Annotated in this window: 27 protein-coding genes; 16 read left to right on the top strand and 11 right to left on the bottom strand. The window is 71.1% G+C overall.

From position 1 onward, the window contains the following. Window positions 1-11: 11 nt before the first annotated feature. On the bottom strand, window positions 12-608 hold the full coding sequence (locus tag AQI70_RS22775; protein ID WP_244181795.1) for a DUF305 domain-containing protein: 597 nt from the start codon (window positions 606-608) through the stop codon (window positions 12-14). Between the two features lie 192 nt (window positions 609-800). Between AQI70_RS22775 and AQI70_RS22770 the strand changes: the two genes are divergently transcribed. Beyond that, window positions 801-2,258 (top strand): LVIVD repeat-containing protein, encoded by a 1,458-nt coding sequence (locus AQI70_RS22770; RefSeq protein WP_425264628.1) that lies wholly within the window; start codon window positions 801-803, stop codon window positions 2,256-2,258. Here the strand turns inward: AQI70_RS22770 and AQI70_RS22765 are convergent. The 4 genes from AQI70_RS22765 to AQI70_RS22750 all read right to left on the bottom strand — a co-directional run bounded on the left by AQI70_RS22765 (window position 2,246) and on the right by AQI70_RS22750 (window position 5,168). Next, window positions 2,246-2,932, bottom strand: a complete 687-nt coding sequence (locus tag AQI70_RS22765; protein WP_004003208.1) for a TetR/AcrR family transcriptional regulator — start codon at window positions 2,930-2,932, stop codon at window positions 2,246-2,248. The two genes, AQI70_RS22770 and AQI70_RS22765, sit on opposite strands and share 13 nt — an antisense overlap. A gap of 152 nt (window positions 2,933-3,084) precedes the next feature. Then, window positions 3,085-3,816: an HAD family hydrolase gene (locus tag AQI70_RS22760; RefSeq protein ID WP_062152957.1), complete on the bottom strand. Its 732-nt coding sequence runs from the start codon at window positions 3,814-3,816 to the stop codon at window positions 3,085-3,087. A 57-nt stretch (window positions 3,817-3,873) separates the two neighbouring features. Continuing rightward, window positions 3,874-4,545 (bottom strand): phosphatase PAP2 family protein, encoded by a 672-nt coding sequence (locus tag AQI70_RS22755; RefSeq protein WP_062152956.1) that lies wholly within the window; start codon window positions 4,543-4,545, stop codon window positions 3,874-3,876. Window positions 4,546-4,628: 83 nt separating this feature from the next. Beyond that, window positions 4,629-5,168, bottom strand: coding sequence for a DUF5134 domain-containing protein (locus AQI70_RS22750; RefSeq protein WP_062152953.1), 540 nt, complete (start codon window positions 5,166-5,168; stop codon window positions 4,629-4,631). 136 nt (window positions 5,169-5,304) lie between these two features. On the opposite strand from AQI70_RS22750, the gene AQI70_RS22745 reads away from it, so the two are divergent. The 3 genes from AQI70_RS22745 to AQI70_RS22735 all read left to right on the top strand — a co-directional run bounded on the left by AQI70_RS22745 (window position 5,305) and on the right by AQI70_RS22735 (window position 9,987). After that, the gene (locus AQI70_RS22745; protein WP_062152952.1) at window positions 5,305-6,741 is read left to right on the top strand and encodes an FUSC family protein; all 1,437 of its coding nucleotides are present in this window, start codon (window positions 5,305-5,307) and stop codon (window positions 6,739-6,741) included. Next, the gene (locus AQI70_RS22740) at window positions 6,738-7,274 is read left to right on the top strand and encodes a MarR family winged helix-turn-helix transcriptional regulator (RefSeq protein WP_062152950.1); all 537 of its coding nucleotides are present in this window, start codon (window positions 6,738-6,740) and stop codon (window positions 7,272-7,274) included. The genes AQI70_RS22745 and AQI70_RS22740 overlap by 4 nt, the downstream gene beginning before the upstream one ends. A 136-nt stretch (window positions 7,275-7,410) precedes the next feature. Continuing rightward, complete coding sequence (locus AQI70_RS22735; RefSeq protein ID WP_062152948.1) at window positions 7,411-9,987, top strand: carbohydrate-binding protein; 2,577 nt, start codon at window positions 7,411-7,413, stop codon at window positions 9,985-9,987. A 6-nt stretch (window positions 9,988-9,993) separates the two neighbouring features. Here the strand turns inward: AQI70_RS22735 and AQI70_RS22730 are convergent, their stop codons facing one another. Beyond that, window positions 9,994-10,758: a VOC family protein gene (locus AQI70_RS22730; RefSeq protein ID WP_062152946.1), complete on the bottom strand. Its 765-nt coding sequence runs from the start codon at window positions 10,756-10,758 to the stop codon at window positions 9,994-9,996. Between the two features lie 166 nt (window positions 10,759-10,924). Between AQI70_RS22730 and AQI70_RS22725 the strand changes: the two genes are divergently transcribed. Then, window positions 10,925-11,839 (top strand): GNAT family N-acetyltransferase, encoded by a 915-nt coding sequence (locus AQI70_RS22725; RefSeq protein WP_062152944.1) that lies wholly within the window; start codon window positions 10,925-10,927, stop codon window positions 11,837-11,839. Between the two features lies 1 nt (window position 11,840). Here AQI70_RS22725 and AQI70_RS22720 read toward each other — a convergent pair whose 3' ends face one another. Further along, window positions 11,841-12,233, bottom strand: a complete 393-nt coding sequence (locus AQI70_RS22720) for a VOC family protein (RefSeq protein ID WP_062152942.1) — start codon at window positions 12,231-12,233, stop codon at window positions 11,841-11,843. A 71-nt stretch (window positions 12,234-12,304) separates the two neighbouring features. Here AQI70_RS22720 and AQI70_RS22715 point away from each other — a divergent pair, with 71 nt between their 5' ends. Continuing rightward, window positions 12,305-12,856, top strand: a complete 552-nt coding sequence (locus AQI70_RS22715) for a GNAT family N-acetyltransferase (protein WP_062152940.1) — start codon at window positions 12,305-12,307, stop codon at window positions 12,854-12,856. 15 nt (window positions 12,857-12,871) lie between these two features. Here the strand turns inward: AQI70_RS22715 and AQI70_RS22710 are convergent, their stop codons facing one another. Next, window positions 12,872-13,555 (bottom strand): glycerophosphodiester phosphodiesterase, encoded by a 684-nt coding sequence (locus tag AQI70_RS22710; RefSeq protein WP_078504353.1) that lies wholly within the window; start codon window positions 13,553-13,555, stop codon window positions 12,872-12,874. Window positions 13,556-13,952: 397 nt separating this feature from the next. On the opposite strand from AQI70_RS22710, the gene AQI70_RS22705 reads away from it, so the two are divergent. Genes AQI70_RS22705 through AQI70_RS22695 form a run of 3 tightly spaced genes read left to right on the top strand, consistent with a single transcriptional unit; the run spans window position 13,953 to window position 17,208 of the window. Further along, complete coding sequence (locus tag AQI70_RS22705; RefSeq protein WP_062152938.1) at window positions 13,953-15,350, top strand: DUF6421 family protein; 1,398 nt, start codon at window positions 13,953-13,955, stop codon at window positions 15,348-15,350. A 41-nt stretch (window positions 15,351-15,391) separates the two neighbouring features. Next, complete coding sequence (locus AQI70_RS22700; RefSeq protein WP_062153124.1) at window positions 15,392-16,141, top strand: SDR family oxidoreductase; 750 nt, start codon at window positions 15,392-15,394, stop codon at window positions 16,139-16,141. Next, on the top strand, window positions 16,138-17,208 hold the full coding sequence (locus AQI70_RS22695; protein ID WP_062152936.1) for a threonine aldolase family protein: 1,071 nt from the start codon (window positions 16,138-16,140) through the stop codon (window positions 17,206-17,208). Before AQI70_RS22700 ends, AQI70_RS22695 begins: the two co-directional genes overlap by 4 nt. A 31-nt stretch (window positions 17,209-17,239) precedes the next feature. Here the strand turns inward: AQI70_RS22695 and AQI70_RS22690 are convergent, their stop codons facing one another. After that, entirely contained in the window at window positions 17,240-18,610 is a 1,371-nt protein-coding gene (locus AQI70_RS22690) for a hypothetical protein (RefSeq protein WP_062152934.1), read from the bottom strand. A gap of 186 nt (window positions 18,611-18,796) precedes the next feature. Here AQI70_RS22690 and AQI70_RS22685 point away from each other — a divergent pair, with 186 nt between their 5' ends. The 3 genes from AQI70_RS22685 (at window position 18,797) to AQI70_RS22675 (ending at window position 20,507) form a co-directional block, all read left to right on the top strand. Then, window positions 18,797-19,369, top strand: coding sequence for a transglutaminase domain-containing protein (locus tag AQI70_RS22685; protein ID WP_062152932.1), 573 nt, complete (start codon window positions 18,797-18,799; stop codon window positions 19,367-19,369). Window positions 19,370-19,377: 8 nt separating this feature from the next. After that, window positions 19,378-20,073, top strand: coding sequence for a B3/B4 domain-containing protein (locus AQI70_RS22680; RefSeq protein WP_062152930.1), 696 nt, complete (start codon window positions 19,378-19,380; stop codon window positions 20,071-20,073). 128 nt (window positions 20,074-20,201) lie between these two features. Beyond that, window positions 20,202-20,507, top strand: coding sequence for a Rossmann-fold NAD(P)-binding domain-containing protein (locus AQI70_RS22675; protein WP_159042700.1), 306 nt, complete (start codon window positions 20,202-20,204; stop codon window positions 20,505-20,507). Window positions 20,508-20,746: 239 nt separating this feature from the next. Here AQI70_RS22675 and AQI70_RS22670 read toward each other — a convergent pair whose 3' ends face one another. Continuing rightward, entirely contained in the window at window positions 20,747-21,475 is a 729-nt protein-coding gene (locus AQI70_RS22670; RefSeq protein WP_062152926.1) for a lysophospholipid acyltransferase family protein, read from the bottom strand. A gap of 186 nt (window positions 21,476-21,661) precedes the next feature. Continuing rightward, complete coding sequence (locus tag AQI70_RS22665) at window positions 21,662-22,078, bottom strand: DUF4395 domain-containing protein (RefSeq protein ID WP_062152924.1); 417 nt, start codon at window positions 22,076-22,078, stop codon at window positions 21,662-21,664. A 77-nt stretch (window positions 22,079-22,155) separates the two neighbouring features. On the opposite strand from AQI70_RS22665, the gene AQI70_RS22660 reads away from it, so the two are divergent. From AQI70_RS22660 to AQI70_RS22645, 4 genes are all read left to right on the top strand, one after another. Then, the gene (locus AQI70_RS22660) at window positions 22,156-22,569 is read left to right on the top strand and encodes a TlpA family protein disulfide reductase (protein WP_062152922.1); all 414 of its coding nucleotides are present in this window, start codon (window positions 22,156-22,158) and stop codon (window positions 22,567-22,569) included. Between the two features lie 208 nt (window positions 22,570-22,777). Beyond that, window positions 22,778-23,287: a flavin reductase family protein gene (locus AQI70_RS22655; protein WP_037890918.1), complete on the top strand. Its 510-nt coding sequence runs from the start codon at window positions 22,778-22,780 to the stop codon at window positions 23,285-23,287. A gap of 242 nt (window positions 23,288-23,529) precedes the next feature. After that, the gene (locus tag AQI70_RS22650) at window positions 23,530-24,318 is read left to right on the top strand and encodes an electron transfer flavoprotein subunit beta/FixA family protein (RefSeq protein WP_037890920.1); all 789 of its coding nucleotides are present in this window, start codon (window positions 23,530-23,532) and stop codon (window positions 24,316-24,318) included. Window positions 24,319-24,387: 69 nt separating this feature from the next. Next, window positions 24,388-25,350, top strand: coding sequence for an electron transfer flavoprotein subunit alpha/FixB family protein (locus AQI70_RS22645; RefSeq protein WP_062152920.1), 963 nt, complete (start codon window positions 24,388-24,390; stop codon window positions 25,348-25,350). Window positions 25,351-25,354 lie beyond the last annotated feature (4 nt).

Genomic DNA, 25,354 nt, shown 5'->3' with positions numbered 1-25,354 from the left:
GGCCGGGGTCGTCAGAGCATGTCCCGCATCCGCGTGATCTCGGCCGTCTGCTGAGCGACGACCTCGTCGGCCATCTCCTCGATCTGGATGTTGTTGCCCTGGCCCTTCACATCCGTGGCCATGGTGATCGCCCCGTCGTGATGGGTGATCATCAGCGTGAGGAAGAGCTGGTCGAACGCCTTGCCCCGTGCCGCGCGCAGCTTGTCCAGCTGCGCCTCGGTGGCCATGCCGGGCATCGACGCGTGCTCGTGGCCGTCGCTCTTGCCGGCCTTGCCGTGGTTCTTCAGCCAGCCCTTCATGGCGGTGATCTCCGGCCCCTGCGCGGCGGCGATCCGCTCGGCGAGCTGCTCGACCTTCGCCGACTCGGCACGGTCCGGGACGAGTTCGGTCATCTCCAGGGCCTGCTCGTGATGCTCGATCATCATCCGCGCGTAGGCGACGTCCGCCGAGTTGGGGGAGTCGTCCTCGGCGCGTTGCCGTGCGGCCTCCTCTGCGGACATCCGCCGGTTCTCCTCGCCGGGCTCGCCGGGCACGATCACCGAAGGCCCGCTCGCCGCGGCCGACTTGGAGTCGTCGGCGCCGGAGTCGCAGCCCCCGAGCGTGAGCATGACCGAAGCGGCCAGTACTGCCGTGAGGAGGGGCGCCCGGCGGCAGGCCGTCTTCGTTACATGTTCATTGCCCCCTGTTGATATGTGCATGTCGAAGACGATACTCGGGCTTGCATGAACCGTTCCACTGGGAACGGAACAAGGGAGGAAACAGTGATCCTGTTCAGTATTCCCCGAACGCGGCGCAGATGTATGGGAGTTGCCGCTGCCGCCGCCGGACTCGTGGCGGCGCTGCTCACCGCGCAGCCTGCCGTCGCGACCCCCGACCCGGGGGACGGCCCTGTCGCGGAGCAGGAGGTCTCCGAGCGGACCCGGGCCGAAGTGCGAGAGGCTCTCGCGGACGGTGAGATACCCGGGCAGCACGAGATCGTCCACTCCGACAACATCCAGCATCTGGCCTTCGTGCCCAAGGACGCGCTGCAGGGCACCAATTCGGACCTCGCCTTCCAGGGCAAGTACGCCTTCGCGGGCAACTACGACGGCTTCCGCGTCTTCGACATCAGCAACCCGGCGGCGCCCAGGACGGTCGCGCAGGTCCTGTGCCCCGGCTCGCAGAACGACGTCTCCGTCTCCGGGAACCTGCTGTTCCTGTCCACCGACTCCTCGCGCAGCGACAGCAGTTGCAACAGCACCACACAGCCCGCGACCGAGAAGTCCTCGTGGGAGGGCATGAAGGTCTTCGACATCAGCGACAAGACGAACCCGAAGTACGTCGCCGCCGTCGAGACCGCGTGCGGCTCGCACACCCACACCCTGGTGCCCGAGCGCAGGAACGTCTACATCTACGTCTCCTCGTACTCGCCGGACGCCACCTACCCGGACTGCCAGCCCCCGCACGACGGCATCTCCGTCATCAAGGTGCCGCGCAGCGCCCCGGAGAAGGCGGCGGTCGTGAACTTCCCGGTCCTCTTCCCCGGTGAGGGCCCGGACGGCGGCGGCAACCCCGGCCCGCCCGCCGGCGCCCGCAAGACCACCGGCTGCCACGACATCACGGTGCTGCCCTCGAAGGACCTGGCCGCCGGTGCCTGCATGGGCGACGGCATCCTGCTGTCCATCGAGGACCCGGAGCACCCGAAGGTCATCGACCAGGTCCGGGACGACGTGAACTTCGCGTTCTGGCACTCGGCGACCTTCAACCAGAAGGCCGACAAGGTCGTGTTCACCGACGAGCTGGGCGGCGGCAGCGCGGCCACCTGCAACGCGGCGATCGGCCCGGACCGCGGTGCCGACGGCATCTACGACATCGTCGGCAAGGGCGACAAGCGCAAGCTCGTCTTCCGCAGCTACTTCAAGATCCCCCGGCACCAGGCCGACACCGAGAACTGCGTGGCCCACAACGGCTCGCTGATCCCGGTCAAGGGCCGGGACCTCATGGTGCAGGGCTGGTATCAGGGCGGCGTCTCCGTCTGGGAGTTCACCGACTCGGACAACCCTAAGGAGATCGCCTACTTCGACCGGGGTCCGCTCACCACCGACACCATCAAGTCGGGCGGCTCGTGGTCGGCGTACTACTACAACGGGTACATCTACTCGAACGAGTACGCCAGGGGCTTCGACGTCCTGAAGCTCCAGGACCGGCGCACGGACCCGGCGCGCTGGGTCAAGATGCGCGAACTCAACGTCCAGACGCAGCCGGACTACTTCGACTGACCGTCCGGGCGGCCGGGCGGCGACCCGGTCGCGAAGAACCGTGACAGATCCGTGTCACCCGTCCCGCCGGGCTCGGTCCCCGAGTCCGGCGGGACCCCCATCTCCCACTCCAGCCGGTAGCGCTTGAACAACTCGGCGCGCAGCACCGGCACGGGCATCGGCACGCCGGGCACCAGCGCCGCGTAGACCGCGCCCATGAGCAGCGCGCGCAGCATCGGGTAGTCGGCGTCGACGTCCCGCGAACCGCGCCGTGCGCAGGTGTCCCGCAGCAGTTCGGCCAGGCGCCGCTGCTCCGGGCACTGCATGAAGCCCTCGGCCTGGAGGATCCCCGCCATGTGCTGGCGCATCAGCACGGGCCGGTCCCGGGCCAGGCCCAGGATCGCGTCGATGGCCCTGGCCATCCGCTCCCGGCCGTCCTCGGTACGCGGCTCGCGCTCCAGTGCCTCCTCCAGCGTGCGGTGCATCAGCCGGTGCACGGCGGACTGGACCAGCTGGCGTTTGCCGGGGAAGTAGTACGACACCAGACCGCGCGCCGAACCCGCCCGGTCCGCGATGTCGCCCAGCGTGGTGGCGTCGTAGCCCCGCTCGCCGACCAGCTCGACCGCCGCCTGCAGAAGCCGCTCCCGGGAACGCCGTCGCAGCTCTTCATTGACCGAGGCGCTGCGCGGGGACATGCTGTAACTCCTGCGTTGACTGGCTGCCAGCCAACTATACTCAGCGTGTCCGGCCGGGCCTCGACATGGCCTGGGCCGGGGTCGCCGTCTGCCCTGGGCTACACGGGGGATAGTCCAGGGCGGGCCCGGTCCCCGTACACGAGCGCCGCAGGCTACTGGTCCACCCGCCGCTCGCCACCGTTCGCCCGTGGGGCGGCCTGCGCGAAGTCCAGCACCGGCCGCAGCCCGTCCGGCCGCTGCGTCACCGGCAGATGGTCCACGAAGTGCACCGCACAGCCCAGGGCCGCCGCTCCGCCGTCGGCACGCCGGTCGTCGCCGACCATGACGACGTCCCCCGGATCGGCGTCCAGCGCCGCACAGGCGGCGGCGAACAGACGGGCGTCGGGCTTCTGGACGCCGTGCTCGTAGGACAGCACGTAGGCGTCCACGTACGGATCCAGGCCGTGCTCCCGGAACACCGGCCGCAGATCCCAGCCGATGTTGCTGACCACCCCGACGCGGACACCCCGCTCCCGCAGCGTCCGCAACACCTCGGCGGCATCCGGATACGGCGCCCACGCGGACGGTGCCGTGTGGCGGTCGTAGAGCAGGTCGTGCAACCGGTCGTCGGGGAGCGGCACATGCCGGGAGAGCCCGGTGTAGGCGGCCCGGTGCAGCTCCGCGCTCATGTCCCGCACTCCCCAGACACTCGCGACGTCCTCGGGCAGCCAGGAGGGAGCGACACCGCCGGGCAGCGCCCCCATCGCCTCCAGCGCCTGGGCCGCCTCGGCCAACTGCTCCTCGTCGAGTGCCAGTCGGGCCTCGTCGAGCGCTCCGCGCAGCCAGGCTTCGGTGGACTCGACACGGAAGAGGGTTCCGGAGAAATCGAACAGGACTGCGGTCATGATCCGGATCCTACGGGGCGCCTCGCCGCCGCGCGGAGAGATCGCGCCCAGGCGCGGTCAGCTCCGCCACCGGACGTGCACCCGCACCGCCAGCACCACGACCAGCGCGCCCAGCAGCCAGCCGCCGATCACGTCCGTGGCCCAGTGGACGCCCAGCCACACGCGGGTCAGGCCGACGCCGGCCACGGAGACCACGGCCACGGCGACGGCCGTACGCCACAGGGCGCGCCCGACGCCGTGGTGGTGCAGGAGCCACAGCAGGAGGCCGCACACCACCGTGGCCGTCATGGCGTGGCCGGAGGGGAAGGCGGCGTAGTGGGCGGAGTCGACGGGGTCGGGCCAGACGGGGCGCGGGCGGTCGACCACTGCCTTCAGGCTCTGCTGGACCACGGTGGCGAGCGCACAGGCGGCCACCAGCCACACGGCCGTCCGGCGCGCCGCTCTGCGCCACACCAGCCAGACGGCGACCGCGGCGGTCAGGATGCGCATCGTCCACGGATCCCAGACCCAGTCCGTCAGGATGCGGAACGCGTGCGTGACGCCGGGCTCGTCGACCGCCCAGCGGTGCGTGGTCTCGGCGATGTCGCCGTCGAGGTTCATCAGCGGGTACCAGCGGATCGCCACCAGGGCGAGCAGCAGGGCGGAGCACAGGCCGAGGGCACCGGCCCAGCGGGCGGTGCGGCGCTCGGCCGGCGGGCGGGGCGGGGACTCGACGGACTGGGTGTGCATACTGCGATCCTCGCCGACCGGTGGGGTGGGAGGCCAATGCGGGGGCGGGTTCGCGACGCCCGCCACAGGGGGGCGGGGCCCTCTCAGAGGGTCAGCAGCATCGCCACCATCGCGATCCCCATCGACAGCCGGCAGGCCCGCGCCAGCTCCGGCCGGTCACTCCACCCGACGCCCCCGCCACCACCGGCGGCGGGCACCAACCGGACGCCGGACAGCAGCACATAGCCCGTGAAGTACAGGAGCAGCGCGCCCGTCACGAGCGGTGTGCCGGAACCGCCGTGCCCGCCCTGGTGCCCGGGGGAGGCGGCCATCACGACCGCCATGTAGACCATGGCCGAGGCTCCCACCAGGTGGTGCAGATGGTGTGCACCCGCCCGCGCCGACCACAGGGCGTGGAGCGCGGCCGCACCGAACACGCCCGCGTAGACGGGCCAGGCCCACGACGGCGGCGTGAACACCGCGGCGGGCACCGCCATCGCCGCCATGCCGAACCCCATCAGCGCCTCGCCGCCCGCGGCCCGGCGCTGCTCCTCGACATGGCTGCGCATCCGCAGCAGACAGTAGGCGCCGGTCGCCGCACACACCGCGACCAGCAGCCAGCCGGGCGAAGCCGGTCCGTGCACGCGCACCTCCCCGCTCGACGGTCTCGGACAGTCGGTCGATGCCCGGACCGTCCGGCGCGCACGCGAGCGCAAGGGTGTACACGGGGAGCATTCGGCGCAATACTTTACGAGTAAAACACTTGCTAAGGTGGTCTGTATGAGCAGTTGCCTTCCGCTCGCCGGAGTGCTGCGCCTCGGCCGGCCCTCCGACATCTGGTTCAAGCCCGCCCTGAGCGTGGTCGTCGCCGTCGCCCCGCCTAACCTCGCCCTGCTCGCGCTCGGCCGACTGGATCTGGCCATGTACGCGATGGCCGGATCCCTGTGTGCGCTCTACGCCCACAACCGCCCCTACGCCGCGCGCGCCCGCGCCCTGGCGTGGGTGGTGCTCGGCATGCTCGGCGGTCTCGCCACCGCACTGGTCGCGGCCTCGCTCACCCCCGGTGCCGTCGTACTGGTCACCGTCGGCGCGGTGCTGGCCGCCGTCCAGAAGGTGCTGTGCGACGCGACCCGCATCGGCCCGCCCGGCAACGTGGTCCTCACCTTCGTCAGCTCCGCCGCCCTGTTCACCCCGCAGACCCTCGCCCAGGTCCCCGGCCACCTCGCCCTCGCCGCCGCGGCCGGCGCCTGGGCCTGGCTCGTCGGCATGGCGCCCGGCCTGCTGCGCCCGCACGGCCCGGAACGCCGGGCCACCGCGGGCGCCCTGAACGCGGTCGCCGCGTACGTCGAGGCGTACGGCGCGGGCGAGGACCGCGCCCGGGCCCACACCACCGCTGCCGCCGCCGTGCGGGCCGCCCGGCAGACGCTGCGCTCCGCGGGCCGCCCCTCCGGGACCCACCGCGCCCTCGAATGCCTCCTCGTCCGCGCCGAGGTCGCCCTGGCCGCCCCCGCCGACACCGACGCCGGGCCGCTGCGCACCTGGGCCCGGCAGACACGGGGCACCCGGCCCGTGCCGCAGGTCGACGACCTCGGCTCCGTCGGGAGCCAACCCGCCTCGGCCCCCGGCCCGTTGCGGCGCAGCCTCGGCCCGCTGACCCCGCTCGCCGTACGCACCGCCCTGGGCTGTGCCCTCGCCGGCTACGCCTGCCTGGCCCTGGGAATCGGCCGCCCCTACTGGGCGCTGGTCACCGCGGCGTCCCTGTACCAGGCCGACCTCGCCCTGACCTGGGGGCGTGGCGTCCAGCGCGTCGTCGGCAACCTGCTCGGCGTCCTGCTGTTCGCCGCGGTCGTCCCGCTCGCCCACACCGGCGAGATCGCCCTGGTCCTGTGCTGCCTCGCCCTCAACTTCGGCGCCGAGGCGCTGATCAGCCGCAACTACTGGCTCGGCAGCGTCTGTGTGACCCCGATGGCGTTGCTCGTCACCGAGTTCGCCGGGTTCCAGGAGCCCGGGCCGCTGATCACCGAGCGGGTCGTGGACACACTGCTCGGCACGCTGGTCGGTCTCGTCGCCGCCGTGGCGGTCCCCGATCGGCGGTGGCAGCGGGTCGTGCGCACGCAGCGGACCGGACCCCGTACGCTCGCGGCCACGGGGCGGAGTCAAGGGCCGCGCCGGGACCAGCGCGCAGGCAGCGAGACGACGGAGGGCGTACGGCCATGACGGCGACCAACGGCGGGCCGACCAGGGCGAGACAGGACACGGTGGCCGCCGTGGTCCGGCAGTGGCAGGCCGTCCACCCGGACCTCGACACCGCCCCCATGGAGATCATCGGCCGCATCAACCGCTGCGCCGCGCTCTTCCAGCAGGCCGAGGACGCACCCCTGCGCCGCGCGGGCCTCAGCCGCCCCGAGTTCGACCTGCTCGGCGCCCTGCGTCGCACCGCCCACGAGCTGACCCCCAGCGAACTGGCCCGGGAGACCTTCTCCTCCGGCGCCGCCGTCACCAAGCGCCTCAAGCAGCTGACCGAGCGGGGTCTGGTCGAGCGCCGCGGCGACGCCCGGGACCGCCGGGTCGCCCATGTCCGCCTCACGGACGCGGGCCGGGCCCTCGTCGACGGCATCCTGCCCGAGCAGCTCGCCTACGAGACGGCCCTGCTGTCCGGCCTGAACCCGCAGGGGCAGAGCGAACTCGCCGCGCTGCTGGGCGACTTGCTCGGCCAGCTGGAGGGGCGGCTGCGGGCGCTGCGCGCCTGAACCCCGCCGAGCTGCGGTGCGGAAGTTTCGGAGCGGGATCCGCTGTTGACGAGGTGCCGGTGCCCTTTCTAGGTTCAACCACGTCGGTTCGAATCACCGACTTATGTGCGACATTCCGAACGATGGAAGGGGAGCCGTGGCAGCCGAAGCCCCTGGCCCGGAGACGCTCACCGTCGACCTCGGCACCGGGACGGGCCCCTTCCACGGCGGCGCGAGCGGCACGCTCTACGGCCTGTACGGCGACGGCGTGCCCAGCCGTGCCGTCGTCGAGGGCATGTACGTCCGTACGGTCACCACCAAGGCGCAGGACGGCGTCCAGCACCCGGGCGCCGACGCGCTGGAGATCCTGCCGTCCTTCGTCGCCGCGGGCGGCAAGGACGTCTACGTCTACCTGCCCGACCACTACCGGGGCTTCCCCTACGAGTGGCCCGGCGCCGCCGGTGAGGAGCGGTTCGCGGGGTTCCGGCAGGTCGTCCGCCGCCAGGTAGAACAGGTGCTCACCCTGGGTGAGTTGGCGTCCCATGTCGTGTACGTCCCTTTCAACGAACCCGAGGGCAACATGTTCGGCGAGGGGGAGTGGAGCCACGACCGCGTCTCCTGGCGCACCGACCCGCGTCCCTACTTCGCGGCGTGGCGGGCGGCGTACCACCTCATCAAGGGCCTGCACCCCGGGGCGCGCATCGCCGGACCGAACACCAGCATCCTGTACCCCGAGGTCAGGGGCTTCCTGGAGTTCGCCGAGGAGCACGACGTCCTGCCCGACGTGATCACCTGGCACGAACTGTCCTCACCCGCCGAGGTACGCACGAACGTCGCCCGATACCGGGCCTGGGAGCGGGAGCTGGGCATCGGCCCGCTGCCGGTCAACCTCAACGAGTACGCCCACAACTACCACCTGTCCGTGCCGGGCCAGATGGTGCAGTGGATCTCCGCGATCGAGGAGTCCAAGGTCGACGCCGACATGGCGTACTGGAACATCGCCGGCAACCTCAACGACTCCGCGGTCGAGGCCAACAAGGGCAACGGCCAGTGGTGGCTGTTCAACGCCTACGGCCGGATGACCGGCGACACGGTGCGGGTCACCGCGCCGCATCCCGACGCGCAGTACACCCTGCAGGGCGTCGCCACCCTGGACGTGGGGAAACGGCAGTCCCGGCTCCTGTTCGGAGGCGCGGGCGGCGCCGCGCACGTCGTCTTCGCGAACGTCGACCCGGAGGTCTTCGGCACGACGGTCCATGTGCGGCTGGAGGAGATCCCCTGGACGGGCCAGGTCGGCGCCGCCGCCCAGCCGGCGCGGTTGCGGGACGGTGAACTGCCCGTCGTCGACGGCACAGTGACCCTGCCCCGCACGGACCTCGACGCGATGTCCGCCTACCAGGTGATCCTCTCGCCCGGCGGCAACGGCGCAGCCTGCCTGCCCCCGTCGGTCCGCTGGCGGCAGACGTACGAGGCGGAGGACGCGACGTACACGGGCAGCGGCCGGACGAAGAACGGCCCCGAGGGCTCCCCGTCCGCCGTCGACCGGTTCGCCACCTCCGGCGGCTACCACGTGGGCGGCCTGCGCACCGGCTCCGACGGCATGCTCACCTTCGACGTGGAGGTCCCGCAGGACGGGACGTACGAGATCAGCGTCTACGCCAACTCCCACAACGAGGCCGACCTGGTGCGCGAGCAGGGGCCCACCAACGTCTTCCTGCGCGTCGACGGCGAGCAGCCGCGCGAACTGCGGCTGCCGCTCGGCTACAAGTGGGCGGTGTGGGGCCACACCGACACCGAGGCCGAACTGACCGCGGGCAGGCACCGGATCACGCTGGCCGCCCAGGACCCCGACCTCGGCGTCACCAAGGGCGACGCGGTCGTCGACAAACTGGACCTCACCCTGCGCAGCGCCGAGGGCCCCGCCCTGTACGACGCCGAGTACGCGGACCTGCGCCACGGCACCCGCGTCAGCTACGCCCACCGCGGTGCCTCGGGCCCCGGCGTCGCCGTACTGCCCCGGGGCGGCACCGCCACCTTCTGGGTGCACGCGGCCGACGACGGAGAGGCGACGGTCACCGTCGACCGGCTCGGGCCCGGGGAAGGGGCGCTGACGGTCAACGGCGAGGAGGTCGGCCGGGTCGAGGAGGGCTCACTGCCGCTCTTCCTGGCCGGCGGCATCAACAAGATCACGGTCATCGGCGCCTCGGAACGCCTGATCGTGGACCGGCTGCGCGTCGCGCCCTCGCGCGGCCTGCTGACCGCCACGGCGTACGCCGCCGCGGACGGCGCCCTCACCGGCACCGCGAAGGTGACCGCGTACCCGTACGCCACCGGCGGCAAGGCGGTGGACGGCATCGGCGCCGGCCCCGGCAACGCCCTCACCCTGACGGTCACGGCGGAGCACGCCGGCCGCCACGCCCTGACGATCCGCTACTCCAACGGCGAGCAGGCCCCGGCCACCCACTACAACCCGGACCCGATCTGCCGCCACGCCGACATCTCGGTCAACGGGGCCGAGCCGCAGCGCGTCCTGTTCCCCACCACGTTCCACTTCAACGACTTCCGGACCCTCACCGTCCCCGTCACCCTCGACCAGGGCGGCAACACCCTCACCTTCACGGCCGACGAACTGCCCGGCTTCGACGGGCAGTCCAGAAACGCGTACGGCCAGCGCTCGGCGTACGCGCCGGTCATCGACCGCGTGGTGGTGACACCGCTGGCTCCCGGGCGATAGGGCCCCTCACTTCTCGTCGGCCGCGCGGTACACGCCGAACATCGCTCCCTGCGGGTCCCGCAGTACGGCGATGCGCGGCCCGTCGGGGACCGAGGTGGGCTCCATGAGCACGGTGCCGCCCGCCTCCGTGGCGTCCGCCGCCGTGAGGTCCACGTCCACCACGGCGAAGTACGGCAGCCAGTGCGCCGGCACCTCGTGCGGAAACTTGTCGTCCATGGTCACCATGCCGCCGAAGTCGGCGCCGTCGATGCCCCACTGCGTGTAGCGCTCCGCGGCGTTGACACTCCAGCCGAACACCGTCGTGTAGAAGTCCACGGCCCGCTCGGGCTCCCGGGTCATGAGCTCCACCCAGCCCAGCGAGCCCGGCGCGTTGAGCAGCCCCGCGCCCGGGAACGCCCGCGCCTGCCACAGCTGGAAACCCGCTCCCGTGGGGTCCACGGCCACCGCGAAGCGGCCCACGTCGAACACGTCCATCGGACCGACCAGGACGGTGCCGCCGGCCTCGGTCACCTGCGCGGCGGCGGCGTCCGCGTCCGGCACCGCGAACGCGACGTTCCACGCCACCGGCTGCCCCTCCTGGTACAGCGGCGTCAGCGCGGCCACCGGCGCGTCCCCGAGATGCGCGATCGAGTAGCCGCCCGCCTCCTGACGCGGATCGGTCTCGGCGCGCCAGCCGAACAACCCCTCGTAGAACCGCTTGGCCGCGGCCAGATCGCTGGTCCCGAGCTCGGTCCAGCAGGGCCCACCGGTCACCGGCTTGTCGAGCTTCATGGCGTTCCTTCCGCAGGGAAACCCCCTCCAGCACGCTAAGCCCCGCGCCGGGCCCATGGCCATCCGGCGAAACCACTGGAGCCCGGCGCCGCCACCGCCGTACTCTCGACCCCGTACCGCACCGCATGGCGGCCTCCCGACACCGTTCTCCGACCGGAGGTCCCGCATGCCCGCGCTCCAGGTGCGCCCCTTCCGCCGCGCCGACCGCGACCAGCTCACCGAACTGATCAACACGCATGTCGCCGCCGTCGTCCCCGGCGTCTCCGTCTCCGTGAACACGGTGCTCAGCGCTCTGGAGCGGCAGCCGGACGAGTTCATCACCGACCCCTGGGTGAGCGAGCGCGTGACCCTCGTCGCCGAGCAGCGCGACAACGTCGTGGCCGCCGCCCATCTGCTGCGCTACCGGGCGGACGACGAGGTGGGGGCGGACCACCGGGACATCGGCGAGATCGACTGGTTCATCTGGTATCCGCCTGCCTCCTTCCGGCCGGACTCCGAGGAGGCCGCAAGCCTGCTGATGAGCGCCTGCCTGGCCCGGCTCGCCCGCTGGAACGTCCGCGCCCGGTACGCGAGCGGCGAGCTGCCCGCCCCGGCCGTCTACGGCCTGCCCCGCACCTGGCCGCACATCCGCGCCGTCTACGAACACGCGGGCTTCCGGCACGTCGGGGACACCGAGGTGATCCTTGTCGCGCGCGTCGCCGACCTGCCGCCACCCACGCCGCGGCCGGGCGTCACCGTCGACCGCACGCTGGGAGAGTGCGGCACACGCTTCACGGCGTACGCCGACGGCCGCGCCCTCGGCTTCATCGAGGTCGACACGGCCCTGTCCCGCCCCGAACGCCACCCCCGGGGCACCGGCCTCGCCGACGTCGGCAATCTGCACATCGACCCGGCGGCGCAGGGCGAGGGCCTGGAGCACCGGCTGCTGGGCCAGGCCGCCGACTGGCTCCGCCTGTGCGGCGTGGACCGCCTCCTCGCCTACGAAGCGGCCACCGACCGCACGATGATCGCCCGGCTGACCTCGGCCGGATTCCGGGAGCTGACCCGCACCGACCGCCGCTGGGAACACCGCCCCTGGTGACTCAGGTTCCCGGCCGGTACCGCAGGGGATGCTCCGCCGGCACCTCCACCAGCACGATCTTCGTCCCGTCCGGGTCCGCGATCCACATCTCGATCAGCCCCCACGGCTCCTTGGCCGGCGGCCGCATGATCTCGACGCCTTTGCCGCGCAGTTCGTCTTGCGCCGCCGCCACGTCCTCGACCTGCAGCCACAGCCGGACGGCCGGGGACGGCGGGGTCTCGGAGCGGCCGGAGACCTCAAGGAAGCCGCCGCCGAGGAAGTAGACGGTGCCGCGCTCCGGGCCCGTTCCGAACTCGCGGTAGACGGCCAGGCCCAGTTGCTCGCCGTAGAAGACCCGGGAGCGCTCGGGGTCGGTGGGCTGGAGGAGGGTCCGTCCGCTCAGTACGTGCACCATGCAGCCGGAGCCTAGTGGCGCGTTAGGCTCAGCGGTGCCCGAGCCGCGCCCGAGAACGGGAGAACCCGACCATGGACACCGCCGCGACCACCGCCGCCACCGGACTCACCTTCCGCGACGCCATCGACGCGGACGTGGACACGCTGGTCGCCCTGATCGAGTCCGCCTACCGCGGCGACTCCAGCCGGACCGGGTGGACGACGGAGGCGGACATCCTCGAAGGGCAGCGGACCGACCCGGAAGGTGTGCTGGCGGTCATCAAGTCGCCCGACAGCCGACTGCTGACGGTGGAGCGGGACGGGCGGGTCGTCGCCTGCTGCCAGCTCGAACACCGTGGCGATCACGCCTACTTCGGGATGTTCGCGGTCAGCCCCGCGCTCCAGGGTGCCGGCCTCGGCAAGGTGATCATCGCGGAGGCGGAGCGGCAGGCCCGCGAGACGTGGAAGGTCACCGAGATGCACATGACCGTGATCTCGGTACGCAACGACCTCATCGCCTGGTACGAGCGGCGCGGTTACCGCCGTACGGGAAAGATGACCCCGTTCCCGTACGGCGACGAGCGCTTCGGCATCCCGCAGCGCGACGACCTGCAGTTCGAGCTGCTGGTCAAGGAGCTGGCGTGACGTTCATGCGGCTGGTCACGCCGTGAAGCGGCCGGTGCGCTTGATCTCCGGGTAGTCGGTGGTCGCGCCGTCGAGTTCCAGGGCCCGTACGAGACGCAGGTGGTCCTGGGTGTTGACCACCCAGCCGATGATCCTGAGGTCCGCCTTGCGGGCCTGCTCCACGACCTCCAGGGTGATGCGGCGGATGTTCAGACAGACGGTCGCCGCGCCGACCGCGACGGCGCGGTCCACGATGTCGGTGCCGTAGCGGCTGGCGATCAGCGCGGTCCGCACCCCGGGCACCAGACGGGCGATCTCGGCCACGGCCTCGTCGTGGAACGAGGACACCTCCACCCGGGAGACCAGGTCGTGCCTGGTCATCACCTCGGCGAGGGCCCGTGCCGCGGCGACGTCCTTGATCTCGGCCTGCAGCGGCGACTTCACGGCCTCCAGGACCTCCTCGAAGACCGGCACGCGCTCGCCGCGGCCCGCGTCCAGGGCGCGCAGTTCGGCGAGGGTTTTGTCGGCGATCGGGCCGGTGCCGTCGGTCGTGCGGTCCACGTCGGTGTCGTGCATGACGACGAGGGCGCCGTCCTTGCTCAGGTGGAGATCGAGTTCGATGACGTCGAGGCCGGCCTGCTGGGCGGCGACGAAGGAACGGAGGGTGTTCTCGGGTTCGACACCCATGACCCCGCGGTGACCGATGGTAAGGAAGTTCAAGGTTCAACTCGCTTCCGTCGACGGCGGCTCGGCACCCGCGCAAACCGGAGCGGACTGTTCGCGCGGCAGCGGCAGCCTAGTGGCCTGCGCGCGCGATGAACCCCACGTGTGCCCGGGGTTTGCGGCGGTGGACATGGCGCACCTGGCTCACCTGCCCCGGGACGGTCACCCTGGCGTGGGCGAGTCCCGCCGGGATTGACCGGCCGTCGCCGGCCACGCTGTCCGGTTCTCGCGTATGCCCACGCACCGCCGGAGTATGCGCCGTCACGGCATCCGACAGGAAAAAGTTCTGTGACGATGGGAGCGCGCAGGATAATTTCCCGAGGCTCCTCTTGCTGAGAGAAACCTCGTATGTATACGGTCTGCTTACGCGAGGTTCTCCCGTGGAGGATGGGACATGACGGAAATTCTTGTGCAGGCGGCTTCGGGGGAGCAGGTTCCTCCCGCGACCAGGGTGGTGGAGCACCCGGCGTGGCCCGTGCTCAAGGATGCCGTGGAGCTGATCCGGCCATGGCAGTCCAAGGACGGATCGATCGACTTCGAGGCCGAGGGCGCGCCGAAGCCGGCCGACGCCGAGGCCGCCGTACGGCGTGTCGTGGAGGCCGTCGAGGAGCTGTCCCCGCTGCTTCCGCACGACGCGGACTACCACGCGGCCCTGGTGAAGGACCTGACCCGCTGGGCCGAGGGCGGCTTCCAGGTGCCCGACTTCCTGGACTCGCTGCTGGCCTTCCAGCCCGCCGCGAACCGCGCGGACGGCCTCCAGCACCTGGTCGTCTTCCCGATGTACACGCAGAACGGCAACCCCGACCGCAACCTCGAAGCGGTCGTGCTGCGCATGGTCTGGCCCGACTGGCTGGCCGAGCTGGAGCGCACCCGCTACGACAACCCGCTGTTCTGCGGCATCAAGTTCGAGGACTTCACGGCCGGGTACGACACCAACTCCGCCGTCCTCTTCCCCGAGACCATCGCCGTGCGCGAGGCGCCCGAGCGCTTCAGCTGGGGCGGCATCTTCTGCGACCGCGAGGCCGCCCGCTTCCGCCGCGTCACCGCCGCCGCCGTCGACATCCTGGGCCTGGAGCTGCCCGAGGACATCGCCGCGATGGTCCACGACCAGAAGCGCTGCGAAGAGGCCTTCGTGCTGTGGGACATGGTCCACGACCGCACCCACAGCCACGGCGACCTGCCGTTCGACCCGTTCATGATCAAGCAGCGCCAGCCGTTCTGGATGTACGGCCTGGAGGAGCTGCGCTGCGACCTCACCGCCTTCAAGGAGGCCGTGAAGCTCCAGGCCGACGGCGTCCCGCAGGCCCGTGACGTGCAGTACGCGGTGCTGTTCGACCGCATGTTCCGCTTCCCGGTCACCGGCGAGCGCGTCCGCAACTACGACGGCCTCGGCGGCCAGCTGCTCTTCGCCTACCTGCACAAGCACGACGTCGTCCGCTGGACCGACAACAAGCTGTTCATCGACTGGCAGCGCGCCCCGCAGGTCACCAACCAGCTGTGCGCCGAGATCGAGAAGCTGTACCGCGACGGCATCGACCGCCCGAAGCTCGTCCACTGGTTCGCCGGCTACGAGCTCGTCTCCACCTACCTCGCCCCGCACCCCGGCTCCCGCTGGGCCAAGGGCCCGGACGCCCTGGATCTGACCCAGCCGCCGCGCAAGCTCGTCGATGACGTGCTTCCGGACGAGTTTCCGCTGAGCATGTTCTATGAGGCCCTCTCCAAGAAGCTGAAGAACGTGATCGCCTCGACCAAGGGCATCACGGCGGAGAACGCCGAGCGGGTCGCCGCGTGAGCGACCGCGACACCGAGAACACGGCTCAGGAGGCGAAGAAGATGGCGGGGAACGGAGCTCTCAGCGGTGCGGTGATCGCGGTGGCCGGAGCCGGCGGACCGGCCGGCCGGGCGGCACTGCGGCGGCTCGCCGAGGCGGGCGCGACGGTCGTCGGCGCGGACAACGACCCGGAGCGCCTGGCGGAGGCCGTGGACGCGGCGCGCTACGCCTCCGGCGGCGCGACCGTCACGGGCGAGACGGTCGACCTGCTCGACCTGGAGTCCACCCGCGACTGGGCGGCACGCACCGAGAAGGAGTTCGGCCGCGTCGACGGCCTGATCCACCTCGTCGGCGGCTGGCGCGGCAGCGAGACCTTCATCAAGACCAGCCTCGACGACTGGGACTTCCTGGAGCTGCTGCTCATCCGCACCGTGCAGCACACGTCGCTGGCCTTCTTCGAGGCCCTGCAGCGCAGCGAGCGCGGCCGCTATGTGCTGATCAGCGCCGCCGGTGCCACGAAGCCGACCGCGGGCAACGCCTCGTACGCCGCCGCCAAGGCCGCCGCCGAGGCGTGGACGCTCGCGCTGGCGGACGCCTTCCGCAAGGCGGGGGGTGCCGAGGGCCCGACGTCCGCGGCTGCCATCCTGGTGGTGAAGGCGCTGGTGCACGACGCCATGCGCGCCGAGCGACCCAACGCGAAGTTCGCGGGCTTCACGGACGTCAAGGACCTGGCCGAGGCCATCGTCGGCGTCTGGGACAAACCCGCCGCCGAAGTGAACGGAAACCGCCTGTGGCTGACCGAGAAGCCGTGAACCCTCCGAAGACCGACGCCCGTCGCCATCACGACCCGGAGGTCCGCGGTTTCGCCAGTGACAACTACGCCGGGGCGCACCCCGAGGTGCTCGCCGCCCTGGCCCTGGCCAACGGCGGCCATCAGGTCGCCTACGGCGAGGACGACTACACCGAGAACCTCCAGCGGATCATCCGCAGCCACTTCGGCGCCACCGCCGAGGCGTTCCCGGTCTTCAACGGCACCGGCGCCAACGTCGTCGCGCTCCAGGCGGTCACCGACCGCTGGGGCGCGGTGATCTGCGCCGAGAGCGCGCACATCCACGTCGACGAGTGCGGGGCACCGGAGCGGGTGGGCGGGCTCAAGCTGCTCACCGTGCCCACACCCGACGGCAAGCTCACCCCCGAGCTGATCGACCGGCAGGCGTACGGCTGGGACGACGAGCACCGGGCTATGCCGCAGGTCGTCTCGATCACCCAGAGCACCGAACTCGGCACCCTCTACACGCCGGGCGAGATCCGCGCGATCTGCGAGCACGCCCATGCGCACGGCATGAAGGTGCACCTGGACGGCTCCCGGATAGCCAACGCGGCCGCCTCCCTGAACGTGCCCATGCGGACGTTCACCGACGCGGTCGGCGTCGACATCCTCTCCCTCGGCGGCACGAAGAACGGCGCGCTGTTCGGCGAGGCCGTCGTCGTCCTCAACCAGGACGCCGTCAGCCACCTGAAGCACCTGCGCAAGCTGTCCATGCAGCTCGCCTCCAAGATGCGCTTCGTGTCGGTGCAGTTGGAGGCCCTGCTCGCGAAGGACCTGTGGCTGCGCAACGCCCGCCACGCCAACGAGATGGCCCAGCGGCTCGCCGAGGGCGTGCGCGCCGTGCACGGCGTGGAGATCCTCTACCCGGTGCAGGCCAACGGCGTCTTCGCCAAGCTCCCGCACGACGTGAGCGAGCGCCTGCAGAAGCGGTTCCGGTTCTACTTCTGGGACGAGGCGGCGGGTGTCGTGCGCTGGATGTGCTCCTTCGACACCACCGAGGAGGACGTGGACGCGTTCGTGGCGGCGCTGAAGGAGGAGATGGCGCGCTAGGCCATCCCCTCCCCGGCGGCCGACTGCCGGTTCAGCCGTTGACGACGATCCGCGCGCTGTTGTTGCGCAGGTTCGGGTCGAACTTCCGGATGGGCAGCTCCGGGTCGTCATTGAGGGTTTCGACGGTGGTGCGTGCCCCGCGCACCACCTCGTCGATCCGCAACCGCACGTCGAAGGTGTGGGACGCCTTGTCGTGCAGGTAGTGCGGCGTCCGGCAGGAGTACGTCGTGACGGTCGGCCCCTCCTCGGACGGCGGCTCGGCCCCGCACTCCTCCTCCGGCAGGCCGATCACCGTGGTGCCCTCCGGCGCCTGGAACCGTACGGTGGCCACGGCCGCGCCCGCGCCGAGCGACGCCACCCACGCCGGGCCGCGGTTGTGGACGGTGATGCCGGCGGTCACCGTGTCACCGATGCCCCCGCGCACCTTGCTGCCGATGAGCTTCAGATCGGCGGTGTTCCTGGCGTCGAGGAGCACGGACCGGTAGTTGTCCGAAAGGTCGAGGTCCTCCTCGCCGGCCGCGGTCCGCTGCGCCGCCAGCGGGCGCAGGTTCAGCTCGGAACCCGTTCCCCGGGTCCACGTCGCGTCACCGCGGGCCTCCTCCAGCGCCTTGTCCGAGTAGGGCAGGACCGAGTGGTCGAACCTCTCGTACAGCGCCTTGCGCCCGACGCCGAGCGCGGTCACCAGCTCGTACCGCCGGCCCGGAGCAACCGCCTCGTCCAGCACACACAGCGCGGCCGTACCGGTGGCGCGCTCGCTGTACTCGCAGTTGGAGTGCCGGTCCTTGAACCGCAGTCCGTACGACGCGTCGACTGAGAGGAGCGCGCGGTCCACCGGGCGGTTGCCGCTGTTGGCGACCGTCGCCCGTACCTGGGTGTTCGTGCCGGGCGTGAGATCCCGCTGGTCGTCGGCCTGACTGAGGCCGAGGTCGGGGCCGTCGCCCAGGGTGATCCGGGTCTCCGCCGGGAAAGCGGTCAGCTCCCCGGCGGCGGCCGTGTACCGCACGTGCCCGGACGCGCCGAGGTCCGCGTCGGGCAGCGCGCGGAGCCCGAGCAGGGCGGCCGGCACGCCGTCCGTCCCGGCCGGCATCTCCGGGAAGTCGCAGACGGCCTTGAGCGCCGATTCGGGAGTGCAGTTGGCGGGCCACGACAACCGCGCGAAGGAGGCGATCTCACTCGCGTCCACGGTCAGTCGGCCGGCGGGAACCCCGTTCTCGGTGTTGTCGTGGCTAACCCGCACCGCGAGGGTGCGCTCGGGCGCTCCGCCGTCCGCGTCCGGGCCGGGCAGCACCGTCTCGGACGGCACGCTGATCCACAGCTGGTCGGACCCGGCGTGCACGGGCCCGGCCCCGACCGCGGCCAGGGCACAGCCGGCGAGCGCGGCTCCGAGCAGGCGATGCTTCATTGACTTCCCCCTTGTCGATGATCCGGTCGGTGGCCGAGACCCGTGGCAGGGGAGCGGGGTTGTAGCCGAGCGGGTGGTTGCGGCGAAGTTCGGCCGTTCTTCTGGAACGGAGCGGAGCTGTATATTTATTCCTGCTTCAGGAAAATAATTGACTCCCGTTCGGGCTGCGACCTACGCTCTGCTGCCATGCAGATGATCCAGCAAACCCCTGATCTGTACGCCTACTTGGCTGCTGACGAAGTGATAGACCATCATCATCCGCTCGTTCGCGAGACGGCCGCCAGGCTCGCCGACGGGGTGGCGGACTCGTATGAATATGCGCGCGCGGCGTTCGAGTTCGTGCGTGACGCGATTCCGCACTCCCAGGACTCCGGCGATCTCCGTGTCACCTGGCGCGCCTCCGACGTTCTGGAGCAGGGGACCGGCATCTGCTACGCCAAGGCCCACGCGTTGGCCGCGTTGCTGCGGGCCGAGGACATCCCGACCGCCCTGTGTTACCAGCGGTTCGACGTGGTGCACGGTCTGGTCGCCGTGCGGTTCAACGGTGCCTGGCACCGGCAGGACCCGCGGGGCAACAAGCCGGGCGTGGACGCCCAGTTCTCGCTCGACGGCGAGCGGCTGGCTTTCACGCCCGACCCCGAGTCCAATGAGCTGGACTACCCGGTCCTGTATGCTGAACCGCACCCGGCCGTGCTGAGCGTCCTCAAGGCCGCCCCCGACCGGCCGTACCTGTGGAAGACGCTTCCCACCGCACTCTGAGGCAGGCCATGACCCTCTCCCTGACCGTGTCCGACGAGGTGCGCACCCTCGCGCCCGGTTTCACCCACGTCGCAGTCGAGGCGCACGGGCTCGTCAACGGCCCGAGCACCGACGCCGGTTCCGCGCTCCTCGACGACGCGGCCCGCCGCCTCGCCGTACGCCTGGACGGGCGCGCTCCGCACGAGGACCCGCACATGGCGGCCTGGCGCGAGGTGTACACGGCGTTCGGGTCGAAGCCGTCACGCACCCGCAACTCGGCGGAGGCGCTGGCCAAGCGGGCTCTCTCGGAGGCCGGGCTGCCGCGCATCAACCTCCTCGTCGACGTCTACAACGCCATCAGCGTCGCCCACCTCATCCCCGTCGGCGGCGAGGACATCGACCGCATCCGGGGCGGGATGCGGCTGGTGCGTGCCACCGGGGACGAGGACTTCGTGACCGTGGCCGGCGGCGAGGAGGTCGTGGAGCACCCGGACGCCGGCGAAGTGGTCTGGCGCGACGACGCGGGCGTGACCTGCCGCCGCTGGAACTGGCGCCAGGGGCCGCGCACCCGGCTCACCGAGGAGACCACCTCGGGCATCTTCCTCCTGGAGAGCATGGCCCCGATGCCGGTCGCCGACGCCGTGGCCGCGGCGGCCGAACTCGCCGAGCTGCTGGAGAAGTTCAGCCCCGGGGCGCGGATCACGGTGCACTCGCCGGCGTCGTGACGGCGGGGCGGCCACCTGCGTCGCCCATCTGGCATCTGGCGTTCATCCGTGACTCGGCGAAAATGCCCGGCCGCCGCGCAGGCCGACCGGCGTGCCATCGAGGCGATGGGCGAGGCGCTCGGGGGGCAGTGACCGTCCCTCGTCGTCACCGCACGCACGCGGTGCCCCGCACGCCGGAGCAGGCCGCTTTCGCGTTCGTCGAGCGGGGCGTATATGGCTCGGTGGTGCGGCTCCCACCGTCGGTGCACGGCGAGGGCGACGACGGCTTCGTCCCGCATCCCATCGAGACCGCCCGCGACAAGGGCGTGTCGACCTACCCGGGCACCGGCTCCAACCGCCGGCCGCCGTGCGCCGCGTCGATGCCGCCCGTCTCCGTCTCTTCCGGTCGGCCCGAAGGCGGCTGCCCCGGGCAGCAGGCCGCACGGCATCGATGACGAGGGCGTGCGGGTGCGGGACATCGCCGAGCTCCTCGGCCGCTCCCTGAAAATCTGGCGGTGACCTCGACCCCTCGCGTGGACACGGCGGACCGCCTCGGCGCCCCCTTGGCGGCCACCGCCCCCGTGCACAGTGCGCTCACCTCAGAGCTACTGGCCCGGCAGCCCACGCGGCCGGGGCTCCTGGCGGACCTCGGAGCGGGCCGCTACTGCAACCTGCCCCCGGCCGGGAGCCGTGCTCAGCGTGCCTCGGTCTCGCGTACCTGCTCCGGCGTCGGTGCCGTGCCGCCGAGATGGGCCGGCATCCACCAGGTGTCGTTGGCGTCCTTGGGCCGCACCGGGTAGGCGCGCTGGGCGGCCTCCAGGAGTTCCTGGACGCGCTCGCGCAGCTGCCGGGTGATCGCACCCGCGTACTTGTCCTTGGACGCCTCGATCGCCTCGCCGACCCGGATCGTGATCGGGATGTGGCTGCGCTTGAAGTTGCGCGGGTGGCCCTTGGTCCACAGCCGCTGCGTGCCCCACACGGCCATCGGGATCAGCGGCACGCCCGCTTCCTGGGCCAGCCGGGCGGCGCCCGACTTGAAGCTCTTCAGCGTGAACGACTGCGAGATCGTGGCCTCCGGGAAGACGCCGACCACCTCGCCGGACCTCAGCGAGTCCAGCGCGTGGGCGTATGCCGCCTCACCCTGCTTGCGGTCGACGGGGATGTGCTTCATGCCGCGCATCAGCGGACCGGAGATCCTGTGCCGGAAGACGGACTCCTTCGCCATGAAGCGCACGAGTCGTTTCTGCGGGAGCGCCGCCAGCCCGTTGAAGACGAAGTCCAGATAGCTGATGTGGTTGCTCACCAGCACGGCGCCGCCCGAGCGTGGAATGTTCTCCGATCCCTTGCAGTCGATCTTGAGGTCCCACGCCTTGAACAATGTCTGGGCGAAACCGACGACGGGACGGTAGACAAGCTCTGCCATGGACGGAACGGACCCTTCCTTCTCTGCCTGGGAAGGAGGCTCCCAGTGGGAAGCTACGCAGCCGTAGGTTTACGGCTTGTCGCAGATCGTGCCCCAAGAACGGCTGACGGCCAAGCCCAAGTGCCGGGGAACGGCGAGATCCTCGTCACGTCACCCCTTGATCCACCTCGGTTTTTGGAACCGCCTTTACTCGACGCGCACCGTCAACCGCCGCACCAGCAGGTACATCTCGCACCCCAGGCAGTACCCGAAGACCGCGTTCAGGAAGGCCGCCGCGAGCGCGGCCCCGGTCGCGGCGAGTCCCAGCCAGGCCGGCCCGAGCGTGTACCCGACCAGCCCGAGGACCGCGAAGGCCAGCCCCACCGCCTGAGCGAACCGCGGCGGCTGCGGTGCCTCGAACTCGGTCGGCGGCCCGATCCGGGGCCGGACGGCCTTGCGGAACAGCCAGCCGTACGGCGAACGGCCCACCCCGCCCGCCGCGCCCAGCGCGAACGCCAGCGTCTGCCAGGCCAGCAGCCAGGCGCTTGAAGTGACCAGCACGACCGCCAGCACCACGGTCGTCACGGCCGCCCCGAAGCGCGGCCCCCTCACATCGATGTCCATGAACCAAGCATTCCGTAGGGGAAAGGTTTCCGGGGAGCCGGGAATCTTTGCAGTCTCGTGAACGCTTGGGCAGGGTGATGACCGGACTGGTGGTGTGCGTGGTGGTGCTCGCGGTGGCGAGCGCCTACGGAGTGCTGCAGCGGCGGCGGAGCGGGAGAGTACGGGTGCGCGGGCGGGACGACGGAAAACGGCTCGCGGCGGCCGAGTTGGGCGAGGAGTTGGGCGAGCGCGCCACGCTCGTGCAGTTCTCCAGCGCCTTCTGCGCGCCCTGCCGGGCCACCCGGCGCGTGCTCGGCGAGGTGGCCGGCATGGTGCCGGGCGTGACCCACATCGAGATCGACGCCGAGGACAATCTGGACCTCGTACGCCGGCTCGACATCCTCAAGACGCCGACCGTGCTGGTCCTCGACGCCGACGGCAACGTCGTACGGCGTGCCACCGGTCAGCCGCGCAAGGCGGACGTGATCGCCGCGCTGGGTGAGGCGGTCTGAGGGGCCGTGACGCGAGGGTGAGTCATCTCCCACATCCTGGGACCTACTTGACTGTGCGCACCACCTATCGTCAGCCTGACCGTATGTGTGAGGAACTCCTTCTCTTCGGACGGGCCCACGTCGACCTGGTCCGCACCGCGAGCGCGCGCTGTCCGGTCTGTTGAACAGCCCTCGGTCCGCACGCCTCCCCTCGCAGAAGGACAACTCCATGACGGCCACGTCCGGCCTCGCCACCACCCAGCTCGCCTCTCCCGACCTGCTCCGCTCCGTCTTCCGGCGCCATGCCGCCGGAGTGGCAGTGATCACCGCGCGCGGTGCGGCGGGCCCGGTCGGCTTCACCGCCACCTCCCTCACCTCCGTCTCCGCCGAGCCCCCGATGCTCTCCTTCGGGATCGGCACCGGTGCCTCCAGCTGGCCGGCGATCGCCGCAACGGACCACGTGGGCGTCCACATACTGGGCGAGCACCAACAGGAGCTGGCCGCCACCTTCGCCCGCAGCGGCGCCGATCGCTTCGGCCCGGCCACCGCCTGGCGCGAGGGCCCCGAAGGCGTGCCCCTGCTCGACGACGTCCTGGCCTGGATGGTGTGCCGGATCGTGGGGCGGGTGCCCGCGGGCGATCACCGCATCGTGCTGGCCGAGGTCGTCCTCGGTGACCCCACCGGCCCCGGGCGTCCTCTCCTCTATCACCAGGGCCGCTTCAACGGCTTGCGTGACTGACCTCACCGGGCCGATGTGACCGATCAGCCTGTCCGCCGTTCTGCGAAGCAGTCGAATTCCGATTACGCTGCGTTGCAAAGGTCACAGTTCAAAGCGCTTGCTTAGCGGGAACGAACTGGGTGTACTGACGAGTAATATTTCGCTCGGAGCGCGGGTCGCCCCGAACGGGATCGGCCACTTGGGGCGCCTATGCTGCCTGCAAGTAGGCAGCAGAGAAATGTCGACGCAGTAGGAGAGCCGGCGTGAGCTTGAGGATCGTTGTCACCGTGAAGTACGTGCCCGACGCCACTGGCGACCGGCACTTCGCCGATGACCTGACCGTCGACCGGGACGACGTGGACGGTCTGCTCTCCGAGCTCGACGAGTACGCGGTCGAGCAGGCGCTGCAGATCTCCGAGAACTCCGACGACGACGTGGAGATCACCGTCCTGACGGTGGGCCCCGAGGACGCCAAGGACGCGCTGCGCAAGGCGCTGTCCATGGGCGCCGACAAGGCCATCCACGTCGAGGACGACGACCTGCACGGCACCGACGCCATCGGCACCTCCCTGGTCCTGGCCAAGGCGATCGAGAAGGCCGGCTACGACCTGGTCATCTCCGGCATGGCCTCCACCGACGGCACCATGGGCGTCGTACCGGCCCTGCTGGCCGAGCGGCTGGGTGTCCCGCAGGTCACCCTGCTGTCCGAGGTCTCCGTCGAGGACGGCACGGTCAAGGGCCGCCGGGACGGCGACGCCGCCTCCGAGCAGCTGGAGGCCTCCCTGCCGGCCGTCGTGTCGGTCACCGACCAGTCGGGCGAGGCGCGCTACCCGTCCTTCAAGGGCATCATGGCCGCCAAGAAGAAGCCGGTGGAGTCCTGGGACCTGTCGGACCTCGACATCGAGGCCGAGGAGGTCGGTCTGGAGGGTGCCTACACCGTCGTGGACGCCGCGGCCGAGCGTCCGGCCCGCACCGCCGGCACGATCGTCAAGGACGAGGGCGAGGGCGGCAAGCAGCTCGCTGAGTTCCTCGCGAGCCAGAAGTTCATCTAAAGGGACCTCTGTCGAGGCTCAACCCCCTTACCGCCCCTCAGACTTCGCAATCCGCAGGAGAGCAATCCCATGGCTGAAGTTCTCGTCTACGTCGACCACGTGGACGGTGCCGTCCGCAAGCCCACCCTGGAGCTGCTGACCCTGGCCCGCCGCATCGGCGAGCCCGTCGCCGTCGCGCTGGGCGACGGCGCCGTCGACACCGCCGCCACGCTCGCCGAGCACGGCGCGGTCAAGGTCCTCACCCACGAGGCCGCCGAGTACGCCGAGTACCTGGTCGTCCCGAAGGTCGACGCCCTGCAGGCCGCCGTCGAGGCCGTCTCCCCGGCCGCGGTGCTGGTGCCGTCCTCCGCCGAGGGCAAGGAGATCGCCGCGCGTCTGGCGCTGCGTCTGGGCTCCGGCATCATCACCGACGCCGTCGACCTGGAGGCCGGCGACGAGGGCCCGGTGGCCACCCAGTCGGTGTTCGCCGCGTCCTTCACCACCAAGTCCCGTGTCTCCAAGGGCACCCCGGTCATCACGGTCAAGCCGAACTCGGCCGCCGTGGAGGCTGCCCCGGCCGCCGGTGCGGTCGAGGCCCTGAGCGTGACCTTCTCCGACAAGGCCACCGGCACCAAGATCACCGGCCGCACCGCCCGTGAGTCGACGGGCCGTCCGGAGCTGACCGAGGCCGCGATCGTGGTCTCCGGTGGCCGTGGTGTCAACGGCGCGGAGAACTTCGCGATCATCGAGGCGCTCGCCGACTCCCTCGGCGCGGCCGTCGGTGCCTCGCGTGCCGCCGTCGACGCGGGCTGGTACCCGCACACCAACCAGGTCGGCCAGACCGGTAAGTCGGTCTCCCCGCAGCTGTACATCGCCTCCGGCATCTCGGGCGCGATCCAGCACCGGGCCGGTATGCAGACCTCGAAGACGATCGTGGCGATCAACAAGGACGCCGAGGCCCCGATCTTCGACCTGGTCGACTACGGCGTGGTCGGCGACCTCTTCGACGTCGTCCCGCAGCTCACCGACGAGATCAAGACCCGCAAGGGCTGATCCT

Source organism: Streptomyces curacoi, assembly GCF_001513975.1.
Lineage (GTDB): Bacteria > Actinomycetota > Actinomycetes > Streptomycetales > Streptomycetaceae > Streptomyces > Streptomyces curacoi.
The sequence above is the reverse complement of the archived record's forward strand: the minus strand, read 5'-3'. Positions and strand labels throughout refer to the sequence as shown.

What these genes read in the sequence shown, in the direction of transcription:
- AQI70_RS22690 (WP_062152934.1), bottom strand. Translation starts at nt 18,610, where the DNA reads ATGAAGCATCGCCTGCTCGGAGCCGCGCTCGCCGGCTGTGCCCTGGCC.
- AQI70_RS22730 (WP_062152946.1), bottom strand. Translation starts at nt 10,758, where the DNA reads ATGAAGCTCGACAAGCCGGTGACCGGTGGGCCCTGCTGGACCGAGCTC.
- AQI70_RS22755 (WP_062152956.1), bottom strand. Translation starts at nt 4,545, where the DNA reads ATGCACACCCAGTCCGTCGAGTCCCCGCCCCGCCCGCCGGCCGAGCGC.
- AQI70_RS22660 (WP_062152922.1), top strand. Translation starts at nt 22,156, where the DNA reads ATGACCGGACTGGTGGTGTGCGTGGTGGTGCTCGCGGTGGCGAGCGCC.
- AQI70_RS22700 (WP_062153124.1), top strand. Translation starts at nt 15,392, where the DNA reads ATGGCGGGGAACGGAGCTCTCAGCGGTGCGGTGATCGCGGTGGCCGGA.
- AQI70_RS22670 (WP_062152926.1), bottom strand. Translation starts at nt 21,475, where the DNA reads ATGGCAGAGCTTGTCTACCGTCCCGTCGTCGGTTTCGCCCAGACATTG.
- AQI70_RS22665 (WP_062152924.1), bottom strand. Translation starts at nt 22,078, where the DNA reads ATGGACATCGATGTGAGGGGGCCGCGCTTCGGGGCGGCCGTGACGACC.
- AQI70_RS22725 (WP_062152944.1), top strand. Translation starts at nt 10,925, where the DNA reads ATGCCCGCGCTCCAGGTGCGCCCCTTCCGCCGCGCCGACCGCGACCAG.
- AQI70_RS22680 (WP_062152930.1), top strand. Translation starts at nt 19,378, where the DNA reads ATGACCCTCTCCCTGACCGTGTCCGACGAGGTGCGCACCCTCGCGCCC.
- AQI70_RS22740 (WP_062152950.1), top strand. Translation starts at nt 6,738, where the DNA reads ATGACGGCGACCAACGGCGGGCCGACCAGGGCGAGACAGGACACGGTG.
- AQI70_RS22760 (WP_062152957.1), bottom strand. Translation starts at nt 3,816, where the DNA reads ATGACCGCAGTCCTGTTCGATTTCTCCGGAACCCTCTTCCGTGTCGAG.
- AQI70_RS22745 (WP_062152952.1), top strand. Translation starts at nt 5,305, where the DNA reads ATGAGCAGTTGCCTTCCGCTCGCCGGAGTGCTGCGCCTCGGCCGGCCC.
- AQI70_RS22775 (WP_244181795.1), bottom strand. Translation starts at nt 608, where the DNA reads ATGCTCACGCTCGGGGGCTGCGACTCCGGCGCCGACGACTCCAAGTCG.
- AQI70_RS22645 (WP_062152920.1), top strand. Translation starts at nt 24,388, where the DNA reads ATGGCTGAAGTTCTCGTCTACGTCGACCACGTGGACGGTGCCGTCCGC.
- AQI70_RS22705 (WP_062152938.1), top strand. Translation starts at nt 13,953, where the DNA reads ATGACGGAAATTCTTGTGCAGGCGGCTTCGGGGGAGCAGGTTCCTCCC.
- AQI70_RS22715 (WP_062152940.1), top strand. Translation starts at nt 12,305, where the DNA reads ATGGACACCGCCGCGACCACCGCCGCCACCGGACTCACCTTCCGCGAC.
- AQI70_RS22655 (WP_037890918.1), top strand. Translation starts at nt 22,778, where the DNA reads ATGACGGCCACGTCCGGCCTCGCCACCACCCAGCTCGCCTCTCCCGAC.
- AQI70_RS22720 (WP_062152942.1), bottom strand. Translation starts at nt 12,233, where the DNA reads ATGGTGCACGTACTGAGCGGACGGACCCTCCTCCAGCCCACCGACCCC.
- AQI70_RS22770 (WP_425264628.1), top strand. Translation starts at nt 801, where the DNA reads ATGGGAGTTGCCGCTGCCGCCGCCGGACTCGTGGCGGCGCTGCTCACC.
- AQI70_RS22765 (WP_004003208.1), bottom strand. Translation starts at nt 2,932, where the DNA reads ATGTCCCCGCGCAGCGCCTCGGTCAATGAAGAGCTGCGACGGCGTTCC.
- AQI70_RS22685 (WP_062152932.1), top strand. Translation starts at nt 18,797, where the DNA reads ATGCAGATGATCCAGCAAACCCCTGATCTGTACGCCTACTTGGCTGCT.